Genomic DNA, 14,768 nt, shown 5'->3' with positions numbered 1-14,768 from the left:
CCCCTCAACCCAGCAGCGAAATGTCGGCAACGCCGAGGAACAGCCCGCGAAGACGTGCCAGCAGCGCATACCGGTTGGCGCGGACCTTGGCATCTTCAGCGTTGACCATCACGGCTTCGAAGAACGCATCCACCGGCTCGCGCAAGGCCGCCAGGCGCGCCAGAGATTCGCTGTACTGACGCGCAGCGGCCATTGGCTGAACAGCCTGGTCCGCCTGCTGAATCGCCGAATACAGGGAGAACTCATTGGCGTTGTCGAAATACTTGGCTTCAACGACCGATGGAACAGAGCCTTCAACCTTGCTCAACAAGTTCGAAACGCGCTTGTTCACCGCGGCGAGGGCGGCGGCTTCCGGCAATTTGCGGAAAGCTTCTACCGCTTGTACACGCTGATCGAAGTCCAGCGCAGAGCCCGGCTTCAGTGCCCGTACCGACAGATAAGTCCCGACATCGACGCCTTCGTCTTCGTAACGAGCACGCAGACGGTCGAATACGAATTCGAGTACCGAGTCGGCCAGGCCAGCAGCCTTGACCTTGGCACCGAATGCATTCACAGCGAACGCCACGGCATCGTTCAAGTCGAGATCGAGCTTCTTGTCGATCAGGATACGCAACACGCCGAGTGCAGCACGACGCAGGGCATACGGGTCTTTGCTACCGGTCGGCAGCATGCCGATACCGAAGATACCCACCAGAGTGTCGAGCTTGTCGGCGATGGCCACTGCTGCACCGGTCAGGGTGGTCGGCAGTTCAGCACCGGCACCGCGCGGCATGTATTGCTCGTTCAGCGCCAGAGCGACTTCTTCCGGCTCGCCATCATTGAGGGCGTAGTAGTAACCGGCGACGCCTTGCATCTCCGGGAACTCACCGACCATCTCGGTCGCCAGGTCGCACTTGGACAGCAGGCCGGCACGGGAAGCCCAGGCTGCGTTGCCGCCAATGCGCTGAGCGATGAATGCAGCGAGTCTGGAAACGCGCTCGGCCTTGTCGTAGACGCTGCCGAGTTTTTCCTGGAACACCACGTTCTGCAGACGCAGGTTGAAGTCTTCGAGTTTCTGCTTCTTGTCTTGCTTGAAGAAGAACTCGGCGTCGGTGAGGCGTGGGCGAACCACTTTCTCGTTACCGGCGATGATCTGCTGCGGGTCTTTGCTTTCGATGTTGGCCACGGTAATAAAACGTGGCAGCAACTTGCCGTCGGCATCCAGCAGGCAGAAATACTTCTGGTTGTCCTGCATGGTAGTGATCAGCGCTTCTTGCGGCACGTCGAGGAAACGTTCTTCGAACGAGCACACCAGCGGCACCGGCCATTCAACCAGCGCGGTCACTTCATCGAGCAGGGCTGGCGGAACGATTGCCGTACCTTCCTGCATCGTCGCCAGCTCATCGGTGCGCTTGCTGATGATCGCGCGACGTTCGTTGGCATCGGCCAGCACATAAGCGGCACGCAGGTCGGCCAGGTAGTTGGCCGGCGAGGTGATGCGCACGCTTTCCGGGTGATGGAAGCGGTGACCACGGGAATCGCGACCGGCCTTCTGGGCGAGGATCGTGCATTCGATGACCTGGTCACCGAGCAACATCACCAGCCATTGGGTCGGACGAACGAATTCTTCCTTGCGAGCGCCCCAGCGCATGCGCTTCGGGATCGGCAGGTCATTCAGGGAGTCTTCGACGATGGTCGGCAGAAGGCTCGCGGTCGGCTTGCCGGCGATGCTTTGGCTGTAACGCAGTTTCGGACCGCTCTGATCGATTTCGCTCAGCTCTACTCCGCACTTCTTGGCGAAACCCAATGCCGCTTGCGTCGGATTGCCTTCGGCATCGAACGCAGCCTGACGTGGCGGGCCATCGAGGTTGATGCTGCGATCCGGCTGTTGGGTGGACAGCGAGGTGATCAGCACCGCCAGACGACGTGGCGCGGCGTAGACGGTTTTGGTCTCGTAGTTCAGGCCAGCGGCTTGCAGACCCTTGTCGATACCGGCCAGGAAGGCCTCGGCCAGGGTGTTCAGGGCTTTGGGTGGCAGTTCTTCGGTGCCCAGTTCAACCAGAAAATCTTGAGCACTCATTGTGCAGCCTCCAGCTTGGCTAGTACTTCATCGCGCAGGTCCGGGGTCGCCATCGGGAAGCCCAGCTTGGCGCGAGCCAGCAGATAGGCTTGCGCAACGGAACGCGCCAGGGTGCGCACACGCAGGATGTATTGCTGACGCGCAGTTACCGAGATCGCCCGGCGCGCATCCAGCAGGTTGAAGGTGTGGGAAGCCTTCAACACCATTTCGTAGCTCGGCAACGGCAGCGGCTGGTCGAGTTCGATCAGGCGCTTGGCTTCGCTTTCATAGAAATCGAACAGTTCGAACAGCTTCTCGACATTCGCGTGTTCGAAGTTGTAGGTCGACTGCTCCACTTCGTTCTGGTGGAACACGTCACCGTAGGTCACTTTGCCGAACGGACCGTCAGCCCAGACCAGGTCGTAGACCGAGTCCACGCCCTGCAGGTACATGGCCAGACGCTCGAGACCATAAGTGATCTCGCCGGTCACCGGGTAGCATTCGATGCCGCCCGCTTGCTGGAAGTAAGTGAACTGGGTCACTTCCATGCCGTTGAGCCAGACTTCCCAGCCCAGGCCCCAGGCGCCCAGTGTCGGCGATTCCCAGTTGTCTTCGACGAAGCGAATGTCGTGGACAAGCGGGTCCAGGCCGACATGCTTGAGGGAGCCCAGGTACAGTTCCTGGAAATTGTCCGGGTTCGGCTTCAGGACTACCTGGAACTGGTAGTAATGCTGCAGACGGTTCGGGTTTTCGCCGTAGCGGCCATCAGTCGGGCGACGACTGGGCTGCACATAAGCGGCGTTCCAGGTTTCCGGGCCGATGGCGCGCAGAAACGTGGCAGTGTGGAAAGTCCCGGCGCCTACTTCCATATCGTAGGGCTGAAGTACCACGCAACCTTGCTCGGCCCAGTATTGCTGGAGGGCGAGGATCAAGTCTTGGAAGGTACGCACGGCTGGCGTAGGCTGGCTCACGAAATTCACCTGTTTCTTGGGCTGCGATTTAAAGAGCGGGAGTATACCCGATTCGTTGCTGCGCACGCCCCCTGGAGCCTTATGCCACGCTGCTTTTGGTGTTCCGAAGATCCGTTGTACATGGCTTATCACGACCAGGAGTGGGGCACGCCGCTACGCGATGCGCAGGGATTGTTCGAGTTGCTTTTGCTCGAAGGGTTCCAGGCCGGCCTCTCCTGGATCACCGTGTTGCGTAAACGTGAGCGATATCGCGAGGTGTTGTTCGGCTTCGACGTACAGCGCGTGGCGCAGATGAGCGACGCTGAAATCGATGAATTGATGCTTGATCCCGGCATCATTCGCAATCGCCTCAAACTCAATGCGGCCAGGCGCAATGCCCAGGCTTGGCTGGCGCTGGAGGACCCGGTGGCGTTTCTCTGGTCCTTCGTGGGTGGCCAACCGGTTATCAATCATTTCAAGGATCGCACCGAAGTGCCGGCGGTCACGCCGGTCGCTGTGGAGATGAGCAAAGGCCTGAAAAAAGCCGGCTTCACCTTCGTCGGCCCGACCATTTGCTACGCGTTGATGCAGGCCTCGGGGATGGTCATGGACCACACCCGGGATTGCGACCGCTACGCGACCTTGTCGATCGGCGGTTAGAATAGCCGCCTCGCGCACAGCACAAGATCAGGAGTGACCTGTGGATAAGTTGAAAGGCGCCTTGCTGGTAGGCGCTCTGCGGCTGTTTGCCCTGCTTCCTTGGCGAGCAGTGCAAGCGGTTGGCTCGGCCATCGGCTGGGTGATGTGGAAAACCCCTAACCGTTCCCGCGATGTGGTACGGATCAATCTGGCCAAGTGTTTTCCCGAGATGGACCCTGCCGAGCGCGAGCGCCTGGTCGGCCAGAGCCTGAAAGACATCGGCAAGTCGTTGACCGAAAGTGCGTGCGCGTGGATCTGGCCGGCGCAGCGTTCCATTGATCTGGTTCGCGAAGTCGAAGGGCTCGACGTCTTGAAGGACGCCCTCGCTTCCGGCAAAGGTGTCGTCGGCATTACCAGCCACCTGGGCAACTGGGAAGTGTTGAACCACTTCTATTGCAGCCAGTGCAAACCGATCATTTTTTATCGTCCGCCAAAGTTGAAAGCGGTGGATGAATTGCTGCGCAAGCAGCGCGTGCAACTGGGTAACAAGGTTGCCGCGTCGACCAAGGAAGGCATTCTCAGCGTCATCAAGGAAGTGCGCAAAGGTGGTGCAGTGGGCATTCCCGCTGACCCGGAACCGGCAGAATCCGCCGGGATCTTCGTGCCGTTCTTCGCCACTCAGGCGCTGACCAGCAAGTTTGTACCGAACATGCTCGCCGGCGGCAAAGCGGTCGGCGTGTTCCTGCATGCCCTGCGCCTGCCGGATGGTTCGGGTTACAAAGTGATCCTCGAAGCCGCGCCAGAGGCCATGTACAGCACCGATACCGAAACGTCCTGCGCGGCCATGAGCAAGGTGGTCGAACGCTATGTGCGGGCTTATCCGAGCCAGTACATGTGGAGCATGAAACGTTTCAAAAAGCGGCCGCCGGGTGAAGAACGCTGGTACTGAGTGGGTTGGCATGATCTGTGGATAACTTGAACCTGCAGGAGCGAAGCAAGTTTCGCTCCTGCAGGTTCAAGTTATCCACAACTGATCAAGAAAGGGCGCAGAAGATGTCCGAACACCGCAAATCGTTTCGCATCAAGATCAGTCATGAAAGCTTTGGCGAATGCCTCGGCCAGACCCGCAACCTCTCGACCACGGGTGTCTACGTCAAGCATCCGGGCTTGTCTGCGTTGCCTGAAGGCGCCGTGGTGTACGGTCAGGTCCAGGATTTACCCACAGGCGCGCCGCGGGTGCGCATGGAAGTGGTGTTGGTGGATGCCGACGGTATTGGCCTGCGCTATCTCTAATCAGGGCGCCTGACGCTCAAGCTTTTTCAGAAATACCGTCATTTCTTTCTCTGCCTGCTTGTCGCCATGAGCGCGGGCGGCTTCCAGACCCCGTTCCCACGCCTGACGCGCGGCCGGATAGTCCGCCAGCGCCAGCTGCGCCTTGCCCAACAGCTTCCACGCCGCTGAATACTTCGGATCGAACTCGACGCAACGCTGGAAATGTTCGGCGGCCTTGGCGTTTTCCCCAAGATCCAGGTAGCCCTTGCCCAGGCCGAAGCGCAGCAGTGAGTTATCCACACCCTTGGCGAGCATTTTTTCCAGGGATTCGATCATGGGGAAAATTTCCGAATGGGTGGCGTAATCGACATCGCATCGCCAGCAAGCCGGCTCCTGCAGGGTAACCGCCACCCTTTGGAGGAGCCGGCTTGCTGGCGATAGCGATCCAACGGTTTAAAAGAAGCTAAGGCCGACATGGAACAACTTCTCCACATCCCGAATATGCTTTTTATCCACAAGGAATAGAATCACATGGTCACCCGCCGCGATCACCGTGTCATCGTGGGCAATAATCACTTCTTCGTCACGAATGATTGCCCCGATCGTGGTGCCCGGTGGCAAACCGATGTTTTCGATGGCCTTGCCAATCACCTTGCTCGACTTCGCATCGCCATGGGCAATTGCCTCGATGGCCTCCGCCGCGCCACGGCGCAGTGAGTGCACGCTGACGATATCGCCACGCCGTACATGAGCCAGCAACGTGCCGATGGTTGCCAGTTGCGGGCTGATGGCGATGTCGATGTCGCCGCCCTGAATCAGATCGACGTAGGCCGGGTTGTTGATGATGGTCATCACCTTCTTCGCGCCCAGTCGCTTGGCCAACAGCGACGACATGATGTTGGCTTCGTCGTCGTTGGTCAGGGCCAGGAAGATGTCGGCATCGGCGATGTTCTCTTCCATCAGCAAGTCGCGGTCGGAGGCGCTGCCCTGCAACACCACGGTGCTGTCCAGAGTGTCCGAGAGATGGCGGCACCGAGCCGGGTTCATCTCGATGATTTTCACCTGATAGCGGCTTTCGATGGCCTCGGCCAGACGCTCGCCGATCTGCCCGCCACCGGCGATAACGATGCGCTTGTAGCTCTCGTCGAGGCGGCGCATTTCGCTCATCACCGCGCGAATGTTCGCCTTGGCGGCGATGAAAAACACTTCGTCGTCCGCTTCGATCACCGTATCGCCCTGGGGCAGGATCGGCCGGTCACGGCGGAAAATCGCGGCAACGCGGGTTTCGACGTTCGGCATGTGCTCGCGCAACTGACGAAGTTGCTGGCCCACCAGCGGTCCGCCGTAATACGCCTTCACCGCGACCAATTGTGCTTTGCCTTCGGCGAAGTCGATCACCTGCAATGCGCCCGGATGCTGGATCAGGCGCTTGATGTAGTTGGTGACCACTTGTTCCGGGCTGATCAGCACGTCCACCGGAATCGCTTCGTTATCGAACAGCTCGGAGCGCGTCAGGTATGCCGCTTCGCGGACCCGAGCGATTTTGGTCGGTGTGTGAAACAGGGTATGAGCAACCTGACAGGCCACCATGTTGGTTTCGTCACTGTTGGTCACCGCCACCAGCATGTCGGCATCGTCCGCGCCGGCTTGGCGCAGCACCGTCGGCAGCGAGCCGCGGCCATGCACGGTGCGGATGTCCAGCCGATCGCCGAGGTCGCGCAGGCGTTCGCCGTCGGTGTCGACCACGGTGATGTCGTTGGCCTCGCTGGCCAAGTGTTCCGCCAGCGAACCGCCGACCTGCCCTGCGCCGAGGATGATAATTTTCATCCAGTCACTCCCTTAAACCGGTTAACCGCGCGCGGCGGTGATCTTGATCAGTTTGGCGTAGTAGAACCCGTCGTGGCCGCCTTCCTGGGCCAGCAACTGGCGACCATGGGGCTGCTTGATGCCGGCCGTTGTGGCGAGGTCCAGCTCACGAGCGCCCGGTGTGCGGGCGAGGAAGGCTTCGATGACTTCGGTGTTCTCGGTCGGCAACGTGGAGCAGGTGGCGTAGAGCAGAATCCCGCCGACCTCCAGCGTTATCCACATGGCATCAAGCAATTCACCTTGCAGCACTGCAAGTGCGGCGATGTCATCCGGTTGGCGAGTCAGCTTGATATCCGGGTGACGACGGATCACACCGGTGGCCGAGCAAGGTGCATCGAGGAGGATGCGCTGGAACGGTTTGCCGTCCCACCAGGTGGCAGTGTCGCGGCCGTCGGCGGCGATCAGTTCGGCGCTCAGACCCAGGCGTGCGAGGTTTTCCCGCACGCGCACCAGACGCTTGGCTTCCAGGTCTACGGCGACGACGCCGGCCAATGCAGGCTCGGCTTCAAGGATGTGGCAGGTCTTGCCGCCCGGTGCGCAGCAGGCGTCGAGCACCCGTTGGCCTGGCGCCAGGTCCAGCAAGTCGGCGGCCAGTTGTGCCGCTTCGTCCTGCACGCTGATCCAGCCTTCTGCGAAGCCCGGCAAACTGCGCACATCGGCAGCGGTGTCGAGAATGATGCCGTCCTGACTGTAGACACACGGTGTGGCGGCGATGCCCGCTTCGGTCAGCAGGCTCAAGTACGCATCGCGAGTGTGATGGCGACGGTTGACCCGCAGAATCATCGGCGGATGTGCGTTGTTCGCCGCGCAAATGGCTTCCCACTGCTGCGGCCAGAACGCTTTCAGGGATTTTTGCAGCCAACGCGGATGCGCCGTGCGCACCACCGGGTCATGTTCCAGCTCGGCCAGCAGCGTTTCGCTTTCACGCTGTGCGCGGCGCAACACGGCGTTGAGCAAGGCCTTCGCCCAGGGCTTTTTCAGCTTGTCGGCGCAACCCACGGTTTCGCCGATGGCGGCGTGGGCCGGGACGCGGGTGTAAAGCAGTTGGTAAAGACCGACCAGCAACAGCGCCTCGACATCGGCGTCGGCAGCCTTGAACGGCTTCTGCAGCAACTTGGCCGCGAGGGCCGACAAACGCGGCTGCCAGCGCGCGGTGCCGAACGCCAGGTCCTGGGTGAAACCGCGATCACGGTCTTCAACCTTGTCCATTTGGGTCGGCAGCGAACTGTTGAGCGAGGCTTTTCCGTTGAGAACTGCAGCCAGTGCCTTGGCGGCGGCCAGACGTGGATTCATTGAGCGTCCGCCGTTTGACCGAGCACGGTGCCGGCGGCAAATTTCTCACGACGGCTGTTGAACAAATCGCTGAAGTTCAGCGCCTTGCCGCCGGGCAATTGCAGGCGGGTCAGGCACAGTGCCTGCTCACCGCAGGCGACGATCAGGCCGTCCTTGCTGGCGCCGAGGATTTCCCCCGGTGCGCCCTGCCCTTCGGCGAGGCTCGCGGCCAGCACTTTCAGCGCTTCGCCATTCAACGTGCTGTGGGTGATCGGCCATGGATTGAAGGCGCGGACCAGACGTTCCAGCTCAATGGCCGGGCGGCTCCAGTCGATTCGCGCTTCGTCCTTGTTCAGTTTGTGTGCATAGGTGGCGAGGCTGTCGTCCTGCACTTCGCCTTCCAGGGTTCCGGCAGCGAGGCCGGCAATCGCCTGAATCACCGCCGGTGGACCGATTTCCGCCAGACGGTCATGAAGGCTGCCGCCGGTGTCTTCAGCGCTGATCGGCGTGGTGACTTTCAGCAGCATCGGCCCGGTGTCGAGGCCCAGTTCCATGCGCATCACAGTCACACCGCTTTCGCTGTCGCCAGCTTCGACGGCACGCTGGATCGGTGCCGCTCCGCGCCAGCGTGGCAGCAACGAGGCGTGGCTGTTGATGCAGCCCAGACGCGGAATATCCAGCACCACCTGCGGCAGGATCAGGCCGTAGGCGACCACCACCAGCAAATCCGGCTTCAGCGCGGCCAGTTCAGCCTGAGCGTCTTCGTTGCGCAGGGTCGGCGGTTGCAGCACCGGGATGTTGTTTTCCAGTGCCAACTGCTTGACCGGGCTCGGCATCAACTTTTGCCCGCGACCCGCCGGACGGTCCGGCTGGGTGTAGACCGCGACGACCTCGTAAGGGCTGTCGAGCAGGGCCTTGAGGTGTTCGGCGGCGAATTCCGGGGTGCCGGCAAAGACGATGCGCAGTGGCTCAGTCATGGGAGCAATCTCTGAAAAGAAAAAGGCTTGCCGCAGCAAGCCTTTGAAAGAAGGGCATCAAGCGTTCTGGCGATGGAGCTTTTCCAGTTTCTTCTTGATTCGGTCGCGTTTGAGGTTCGACAGGTAGTCGACGAACAATTTGCCGTTGAGGTGGTCGCATTCGTGCTGGATGCACACGGCGAGCAGGCCTTCGGCGATCAGTTCGTAAGGCTGGCCGTCGCGGTCCAGGGCCTTGACCCTGACCTTCTGTGGGCGATCGACATTTTCGTAGAAGCCCGGCACCGAGAGACAGCCTTCCTGGTATTGCTCCATCTCATCGGTCAGGGGTTCGAACTCGGGGTTGATGAACACCCGCGGTTCGCTGCGGTCTTCGGAGAGGTCCATCACGACGATACGTTTGTGCACGTTGACCTGGGTCGCGGCGAGGCCGATGCCTGGCGCTTCATACATTGTTTCAAACATATCATCGACCAACTGACGCACTTCGTCGTCCACTACGGCCACAGGTTTGGCGATAGTGCGCAGACGCGAGTCGGGAAATTCGAGGATGTCTAAAATGGCCATAAGCTTGATTGCTGCACGTGTGAGGTAAAGTCGGGTCGATGGCCTGGCAGGTCCGGAGATGCAGGCTACCGTTGTGAAGCGTAGCTTCCTTTTCTTTAAGAACCGGAAGCGAGCCACGAGGGCTCTGGCGTTTCACGCGAACGCATATAATAAAGGGATTCACCGCATGAGGAAATCACTACTCGCCTTGCTCCTTCTGGCCTCGGCCGGTTTGGCGCACGGGCAAGTGCAACTCAGGGAAGGTTTTCCACAGCAATACACGGTTGTCTCGGGTGACACACTCTGGGACATCTCTGGAAAATACCTCCGTGAGCCGTGGAAATGGCCTGAGCTCTGGCAGGCCAATCCGCAGATCCAGAACCCCAATCTCATCTACCCCGGCGATGTGCTGTCGCTGGTCTACGTCAATGGCCAGCCGCGTCTGACGCTCAATCGCGGGGCATCCAGGGGCACTATCAAGCTTTCGCCGCGGGTGCGCAGCTCGCCGGTGGCGGATGCCATCCCGAGTATTCCGCTGCAAGCGATCAACAGCTTCCTGCTGAGCAACCGAATCGTCGATAAGGTCGAGGATTTCGACCGGGCGCCTTATATCGTCGCCGGCGATGCCGAACGGGTGCTCAGCGGCACCGGTGACCGCATCTTCGCCCGTGGTCAATTCGATCCGAGCCAGCCGGTTTACGGCATCTTTCGCCAGGGCAAGGTCTACACCGACCCCGACAGCAAAGAGTTTCTGGGGATCAACGCGGACGACATTGGCGGCGGCGAAATTGTGGCCACTGAAGGCGATGTCGCCACCCTCGCCCTGCAGCGCACGACTCAGGAAGTGCGTCTTGGCGACCGTTTGTTCAGCAGTGAAGAGCGATCGATCAACTCAACCTTCATGCCCAGCGCGCCAACCACCGACATAAACGGGCTGATCATCGACGTGCCGCGCGGGGTCACTCAGATTGGCGCGATGGATGTTGTCACGCTGAACAAGGGTCAGCGTGATGGCCTGGCCGAAGGTAACGTGCTGGTGGTGATGAAAACCGGCGAAACCGTGCGTGACCGGATCACCGGTCAACCGCTGAAGATCCCTGATGAACGCGCCGGTTTGCTGATGGTTTTCCGCACTTACGACAAGCTCAGCTACGGGCTGGTGCTTAACGCATCGCGCTCGTTGGCGGTGATGGACAAGGTGCGAAATCCGTAAGCAGGCTCCACAAGTTACCAACAGAGTTATCCACAGCTTATTCCCGTTTGAACGGGGCTCATAACGATCAAGGATGATCCATGTCGCTGTCTGCTGTTACACCGGTTTCCCCTGCGGAACTGGAAGCTCGTTTACGCCTGCATCGTTTGCCGGAACTCGGCCCGGCGCGTTTCAGGAAGTTGCTTGAGGCCTTTGGCTCGGCGTCCAAAGCCATCAGCGCCCCGGCCAGTGCCTGGCGTGCATTGGGTTTGCCGCTCGCCTGTTCGGAGGGCAGGCGCTCGAGCGAAATTCGCGATGGCGCAAGCCACGCACTGGCCTGGCTAGAGCGTCCGGGCCAGCATTTACTGATGTGGGACCAGCCTGACTACCCGGCATTGTTGGCGGAGATCAGCGACGCACCGCCGCTGTTGTTCGTGGCGGGCGATCCGGGGATTCTGGAAAAGCCGCAGCTGGCGATGGTCGGCAGTCGTCGCGCCTCCCGACCGGGCATGGACACCGCTGCCGCGTTCTCCCGCAGTCTGGCCAGCGCCGGTTTTGTCATCACCAGCGGTCTGGCGCTGGGCATCGATGCCGCCGCGCATCAAGCCGCTCTGGACGTGGGCGGGCGAACGGTCGGTGTACTTGGCACGGGACTTGAAAAGTTTTATCCACAGCGCAACCGGAGGCTGGCGGACGCCATGATCGCATCGGGCAGTGCGGTGCTTTCCGAGTTCCCGTTGGACACGGGGCCCACCGCCAGCAACTTTCCCCGGCGCAACCGGATCATCAGCGGTTTGTCCCTCGGCGTGCTGGTGGTGGAGGCCAGTGTCGCCAGTGGTTCACTGATCACCGCGAGGCTGGCGGCGGAGCAAGGTCGTGAGGTGTATGCCATTCCGGGGTCGATTCACCATCCCGGTGCCCGAGGCTGTCATCAGCTGATCCGTGACGGTGCGGTATTGGTGGAAACCATCGAGCATATCCTCGAAGCCTTGCGCGGCTGGCAACAGTTGCCGTTGTCCATCGAGACGCCCTCGGTAACGCATCCGCTGCTGATGCTGCTGCATGCGGCGCCGCACACCAGTGAAGCGTTGGCAGGCAGCAGCGGCTGGGCGCTGCCGAAAGTGCTGGCGGCGTTGACGGAGCTGGAAATGGACGGCCGGGCGGTTTGCGAAAGCGGGCGCTGGTTTGCGCGGGTGAGCTAGGTTTTATAAGGAAGATCGGTAAACTGCGCAGAGCCTTATTCCGGAGAGTTTTTCATGGTCAACAGTTGGCGTGTGCAACAAGCCGCGCAAGCCATTCGCGCAGGGGCGGTGATTGCCTATCCAACCGAGGCGGTCTGGGGCCTGGGTTGCGACCCGTGGGACGAAGAAGCGGTAGAGCGTCTGCTGATGCTCAAGGGCCGGTCGGTAGAAAAAGGCCTGATTCTGGTCGCCGACAACATTCGCCAGTTCGATTTTCTCTTCGAAGACTTCCCTGAACTGTGGATGGATCGCATGGCCAGTACCTGGCCGGGGCCGAATACCTGGCTGGTGCCGCATCAGAATTTGCTGCCGCAGTGGATCACGGGTGTGCACGAGACGGTCGCATTGCGGGTCAGCGATCACCCGTTGGTGCGGGATTTGTGCGCGGTAGTCGGGCCGCTGGTTTCGACCTCGGCCAACCCGCAGGGCCGGCCGGCGGCGCGGACGCGGATTCGCGTGGAGCAGTATTTCCGTGGGCAGTTGGATCTGATCCTGGGCGGCAACCTCGGAGGGCGCAAGAATCCGAGCGTGATTCGGGATCTGGCGACCGGGAACGTCATCCGCCCGGATTGAGACCGCGGTGCGGCCATCGCGAGCAAGCCCGCTCCCACAGGATTTCGGTCGTTTACATATTTTGTGATCGACCCTGTACCTGTGGGAGCGGGCTTGCTCGCGAAGAGGCCCTTACAGACGCCACAAATCTTTAAGGCAGTAACACCGTCGAACCCGTGGTCCGCCGAGCCGACAACTCGGTCTGGGCCTTCGCCGCGTCAGCCAACGAATACTTCTGGCTGATCTCCACCTTCAACTTCCCGCTGATGATCATTTCGAACAGCTCATCCGCCATCCGCTGCAGGTTCTCGGCGTTGTTGGCGTAGGTCGCCAGCGTCGGCCGGGTCACGTACAACGAACCTTTCGCCGACAAAATCCCCAGGTTCACCCCATCCACGGCACCCGACGCATTACCAAAACTCACCACCAGGCCCCGAGGCGCCGTGCTATCCAGCGAAGTCAGCCAGGTGTCTTTACCGACGCCGTCGTACACCACCGGGACCTTTTTGCCGTCAGTCAATTCCAGCACGCGTTGTGCGACGTTTTCATGGCTGTAGTCGATGGTCGCCCAGGCACCGTTGGCCTTCGCCAACGCGGCTTTCTCCGGCGAGCTGACCGTGCCGATCAACTTCACGCCCAAGGCTTTGGCCCATTGGCAGGCCAGGGAACCGACACCGCCGGCAGCGGCGTGAAACAAAATGGTTTCGCCGCCCTTGAGTTCATAAGTCTGACGCAGCAAGTACTGCACGGTCAGGCCTTTGAGCATTACCCCGGCCGCCTGTTCGAAGCTGATAGCGTCCGGCAAGTGCACCAGATTGGCCTCCGGCAACACGTGAACCTCGCTGTAGGCACCCAACGGACCGCTGCCATAGGCCACGCGGTCGCCGACCTTGAAGCGGGTGACTTCGCTGCCCACCGCCTCGACCACGCCCGCACCTTCCGAGCCCACGCCCGACGGCAAGGCGGGTGGCGCATAGAGGCCACTGCGGAAGTAAGTGTCGATGAAGTTCAGACCGATGGCCTTGTTGGTGACGCGGACTTGCTGCGGGCCGGGCTCGGCGGGCTGGTAATCCACATACTCGAGCACTTCGGGACCGCCATGGGTGCGGAACTGGATACGCTTTGCCATCAGAACTCTCCATAGGTCTTAGCTTTTGGATTAGTAGCGCCAAGCCCTCTATCGGACTCCTAAGCTTGATCCCCGTCAACTGCGGCAGGCCCATCAGCGATGTTATGCTACGCGCCCATTTGCGCCGGCCCTGCTCCGAGGGAGCGCTGCGTAGTTTTGCCCGATTCAAGGTGATGACATGACGACCCGCACCGAGGCCGTAAAAGCCTACCTGCTCGACCTGCAAGACCGCATTTGTGCTGCCCTGGAAGCCGAAGACGGCGGCACGCAGTTCGTTGAAGACGCCTGGACCCGGCCTGCCGGCGGTGGCGGTCGCACGCGAGTGATCGAGAACGGTGCTGTCATCGAAAAGGGCGGCGTCAACTTTTCCCACGTCTTCGGCAGCGGTCTCCCACCGTCCGCCAGCGCCCATCGGCCGGAACTGGCCGGTCGTGGCTTCGAGGCCCTGGGCGTGTCGCTGGTGATTCACCCGCACAACCCCCATGTGCCGACTTCCCACGCCAACGTGCGCTTCTTCATCGCTGAAAAAGAAGGTGAAGATCCTGTCTGGTGGTTCGGTGGCGGCTTCGACCTGACTCCGTATTACGGCAATGAAGAAGACTGCGTGCACTGGCACCGCGTCGCCGAGCAGGCCTGCGCGCCATTCGGCCCGGACGTCTACTCGCGCTACAAAGCCTGGTGCGACAGCTACTTCCACATCAAGCATCGTCACGAGCCGCGTGGCATCGGCGGTCTGTTCTTCGATGACTTGAACGAGTGGGACTTCGACACCAGCTTCGCCTTCATGCGCGCCATTGGTGACGCCTACATCGACGCCTACTTGCCGATCGTGCAGCGTCGCAAGAACGACGCGTTCACCGCCAAGCAGCGCGAATTCCAGGAGTTCCGTCGTGGCCGGTACGTCGAGTTCAACCTGGTTTACGACCGCGGCACCCTGTTCGGCCTGCAGTCGGGCGGGCGTACCGAATCGATCCTCATGTCACTGCCGCCGCAAGTTCGCTGGAGCTATGACTGGAAAGCCGAGCCGGGCAGCGAAGAAGCGCGCCTGACCGAGTACTTCCTGCAAGATCGCGATTGGTTGGCCAAGGCCTGAACGA

Annotated in this window: 15 protein-coding genes; 7 read left to right on the top strand and 8 right to left on the bottom strand. The window is 60.9% G+C overall.

Going from position 1 to position 14,768, the window contains the following annotated elements:
- Nucleotides 1–4 precede the first annotated feature (4 nt).
- Nucleotides 5–2,059, bottom strand: a complete 2,055-nt coding sequence (glyS, locus tag PMI01S_RS00535) for a glycine--tRNA ligase subunit beta (RefSeq protein ID WP_084317556.1) — start codon at nt 2,057–2,059, stop codon at nt 5–7.
- Nucleotides 2,056–3,009, bottom strand: a complete 954-nt coding sequence (gene glyQ, locus PMI01S_RS00530) for a glycine--tRNA ligase subunit alpha (protein ID WP_003213601.1) — start codon at nt 3,007–3,009, stop codon at nt 2,056–2,058. Before glyQ ends, glyS begins: the two co-directional genes overlap by 4 nt.
- A gap of 81 nt (nt 3,010–3,090) precedes the next feature.
- Between glyQ and tag the strand changes: the two genes are divergently transcribed.
- From tag to PMI01S_RS00515, 3 genes are all read left to right on the top strand, one after another.
- Nucleotides 3,091–3,648: a DNA-3-methyladenine glycosylase I gene (tag, locus tag PMI01S_RS00525; protein ID WP_017341717.1), complete on the top strand. Its 558-nt coding sequence runs from the start codon at nt 3,091–3,093 to the stop codon at nt 3,646–3,648.
- Nucleotides 3,649–3,688: 40 nt separating this feature from the next.
- The gene (locus PMI01S_RS00520) at nt 3,689–4,576 is read left to right on the top strand and encodes a lysophospholipid acyltransferase (protein WP_084317555.1); all 888 of its coding nucleotides are present in this window, start codon (nt 3,689–3,691) and stop codon (nt 4,574–4,576) included.
- 104 nt (nt 4,577–4,680) lie between these two features.
- Nucleotides 4,681–4,920, top strand: a complete 240-nt coding sequence (locus tag PMI01S_RS00515; protein ID WP_084317554.1) for a PilZ domain-containing protein — start codon at nt 4,681–4,683, stop codon at nt 4,918–4,920.
- Here the strand turns inward: PMI01S_RS00515 and PMI01S_RS00510 are convergent, their stop codons facing one another.
- The 5 genes from PMI01S_RS00510 to def form a co-directional block, all read right to left on the bottom strand.
- Nucleotides 4,921–5,235: a tetratricopeptide repeat protein gene (locus PMI01S_RS00510; protein WP_084317553.1), complete on the bottom strand. Its 315-nt coding sequence runs from the start codon at nt 5,233–5,235 to the stop codon at nt 4,921–4,923.
- Nucleotides 5,236–5,352: 117 nt separating this feature from the next.
- The gene (gene trkA, locus PMI01S_RS00505; RefSeq protein WP_084317552.1) at nt 5,353–6,726 is read right to left on the bottom strand and encodes a Trk system potassium transporter TrkA; all 1,374 of its coding nucleotides are present in this window, start codon (nt 6,724–6,726) and stop codon (nt 5,353–5,355) included.
- A 21-nt stretch (nt 6,727–6,747) separates the two neighbouring features.
- Nucleotides 6,748–8,058: a 16S rRNA (cytosine(967)-C(5))-methyltransferase RsmB gene (gene rsmB / locus PMI01S_RS00500; RefSeq protein WP_084317551.1), complete on the bottom strand. Its 1,311-nt coding sequence runs from the start codon at nt 8,056–8,058 to the stop codon at nt 6,748–6,750.
- Nucleotides 8,055–9,014 (bottom strand): methionyl-tRNA formyltransferase, encoded by a 960-nt coding sequence (fmt, locus tag PMI01S_RS00495; protein ID WP_084317550.1) that lies wholly within the window; start codon nt 9,012–9,014, stop codon nt 8,055–8,057. Before fmt ends, rsmB begins: the two co-directional genes overlap by 4 nt.
- Before the next feature lie 57 nt (nt 9,015–9,071).
- Nucleotides 9,072–9,578: a peptide deformylase gene (def, locus tag PMI01S_RS00490; protein WP_084317549.1), complete on the bottom strand. Its 507-nt coding sequence runs from the start codon at nt 9,576–9,578 to the stop codon at nt 9,072–9,074.
- A 166-nt stretch (nt 9,579–9,744) separates the two neighbouring features.
- Between def and PMI01S_RS00485 the strand changes: the two genes are divergently transcribed.
- From PMI01S_RS00485 to tsaC, 3 genes are all read left to right on the top strand, one after another.
- Nucleotides 9,745–10,770 (top strand): LysM peptidoglycan-binding domain-containing protein, encoded by a 1,026-nt coding sequence (locus tag PMI01S_RS00485; RefSeq protein WP_084317548.1) that lies wholly within the window; start codon nt 9,745–9,747, stop codon nt 10,768–10,770.
- An 80-nt stretch (nt 10,771–10,850) separates the two neighbouring features.
- Nucleotides 10,851–11,951 carry a DNA-processing protein DprA gene (gene dprA, locus PMI01S_RS00480; protein ID WP_084317547.1) on the top strand — a complete coding sequence of 367 codons (1,101 nt, stop codon included), beginning with the start codon at nt 10,851–10,853 and terminating at the stop codon, nt 11,949–11,951.
- Between the two features lie 54 nt (nt 11,952–12,005).
- The gene (tsaC, locus tag PMI01S_RS00475; protein ID WP_084317546.1) at nt 12,006–12,563 is read left to right on the top strand and encodes an L-threonylcarbamoyladenylate synthase type 1 TsaC; all 558 of its coding nucleotides are present in this window, start codon (nt 12,006–12,008) and stop codon (nt 12,561–12,563) included.
- 130 nt (nt 12,564–12,693) lie between these two features.
- Here tsaC and PMI01S_RS00470 read toward each other — a convergent pair whose 3' ends face one another.
- Nucleotides 12,694–13,671, bottom strand: a complete 978-nt coding sequence (locus tag PMI01S_RS00470; protein ID WP_084317545.1) for an NADPH:quinone reductase — start codon at nt 13,669–13,671, stop codon at nt 12,694–12,696.
- A 178-nt stretch (nt 13,672–13,849) separates the two neighbouring features.
- Here PMI01S_RS00470 and hemF point away from each other — a divergent pair, with 178 nt between their 5' ends.
- Nucleotides 13,850–14,764 carry an oxygen-dependent coproporphyrinogen oxidase gene (gene hemF, locus PMI01S_RS00465; RefSeq protein ID WP_084317544.1) on the top strand — a complete coding sequence of 305 codons (915 nt, stop codon included), beginning with the start codon at nt 13,850–13,852 and terminating at the stop codon, nt 14,762–14,764.
- Nucleotides 14,765–14,768 lie beyond the last annotated feature (4 nt).

It is taken from the genome of Pseudomonas migulae NBRC 103157 (assembly GCF_002091715.1).
Taxonomy (GTDB): Bacteria; Pseudomonadota; Gammaproteobacteria; order Pseudomonadales; family Pseudomonadaceae; genus Aquipseudomonas; species Aquipseudomonas migulae_A.
The sequence above is the reverse complement of the archived record's forward strand: the minus strand, read 5'-3'. Positions and strand labels throughout refer to the sequence as shown.

Excerpts from the sequence above, each read along its gene's own strand:
- glyS (WP_084317556.1), bottom strand. The coding sequence starts at position 2,059 with ATGAGTGCTCAAGATTTTCTGGTTGAACTGGGCACCGAAGAACTGCCA.
- tag (WP_017341717.1), top strand. The coding sequence starts at position 3,091 with ATGCCACGCTGCTTTTGGTGTTCCGAAGATCCGTTGTACATGGCTTAT.
- PMI01S_RS00515 (WP_084317554.1), top strand. The coding sequence starts at position 4,681 with ATGTCCGAACACCGCAAATCGTTTCGCATCAAGATCAGTCATGAAAGC.
- PMI01S_RS00510 (WP_084317553.1), bottom strand. The coding sequence starts at position 5,235 with ATGATCGAATCCCTGGAAAAAATGCTCGCCAAGGGTGTGGATAACTCA.
- trkA (WP_084317552.1), bottom strand. The coding sequence starts at position 6,726 with ATGAAAATTATCATCCTCGGCGCAGGGCAGGTCGGCGGTTCGCTGGCG.
- rsmB (WP_084317551.1), bottom strand. The coding sequence starts at position 8,058 with ATGAATCCACGTCTGGCCGCCGCCAAGGCACTGGCTGCAGTTCTCAAC.
- fmt (WP_084317550.1), bottom strand. The coding sequence starts at position 9,014 with ATGACTGAGCCACTGCGCATCGTCTTTGCCGGCACCCCGGAATTCGCC.
- def (WP_084317549.1), bottom strand. The coding sequence starts at position 9,578 with ATGGCCATTTTAGACATCCTCGAATTTCCCGACTCGCGTCTGCGCACT.
- PMI01S_RS00485 (WP_084317548.1), top strand. The coding sequence starts at position 9,745 with ATGAGGAAATCACTACTCGCCTTGCTCCTTCTGGCCTCGGCCGGTTTG.
- dprA (WP_084317547.1), top strand. The coding sequence starts at position 10,851 with ATGTCGCTGTCTGCTGTTACACCGGTTTCCCCTGCGGAACTGGAAGCT.
- tsaC (WP_084317546.1), top strand. The coding sequence starts at position 12,006 with ATGGTCAACAGTTGGCGTGTGCAACAAGCCGCGCAAGCCATTCGCGCA.
- PMI01S_RS00470 (WP_084317545.1), bottom strand. The coding sequence starts at position 13,671 with ATGGCAAAGCGTATCCAGTTCCGCACCCATGGCGGTCCCGAAGTGCTC.
- hemF (WP_084317544.1), top strand. The coding sequence starts at position 13,850 with ATGACGACCCGCACCGAGGCCGTAAAAGCCTACCTGCTCGACCTGCAA.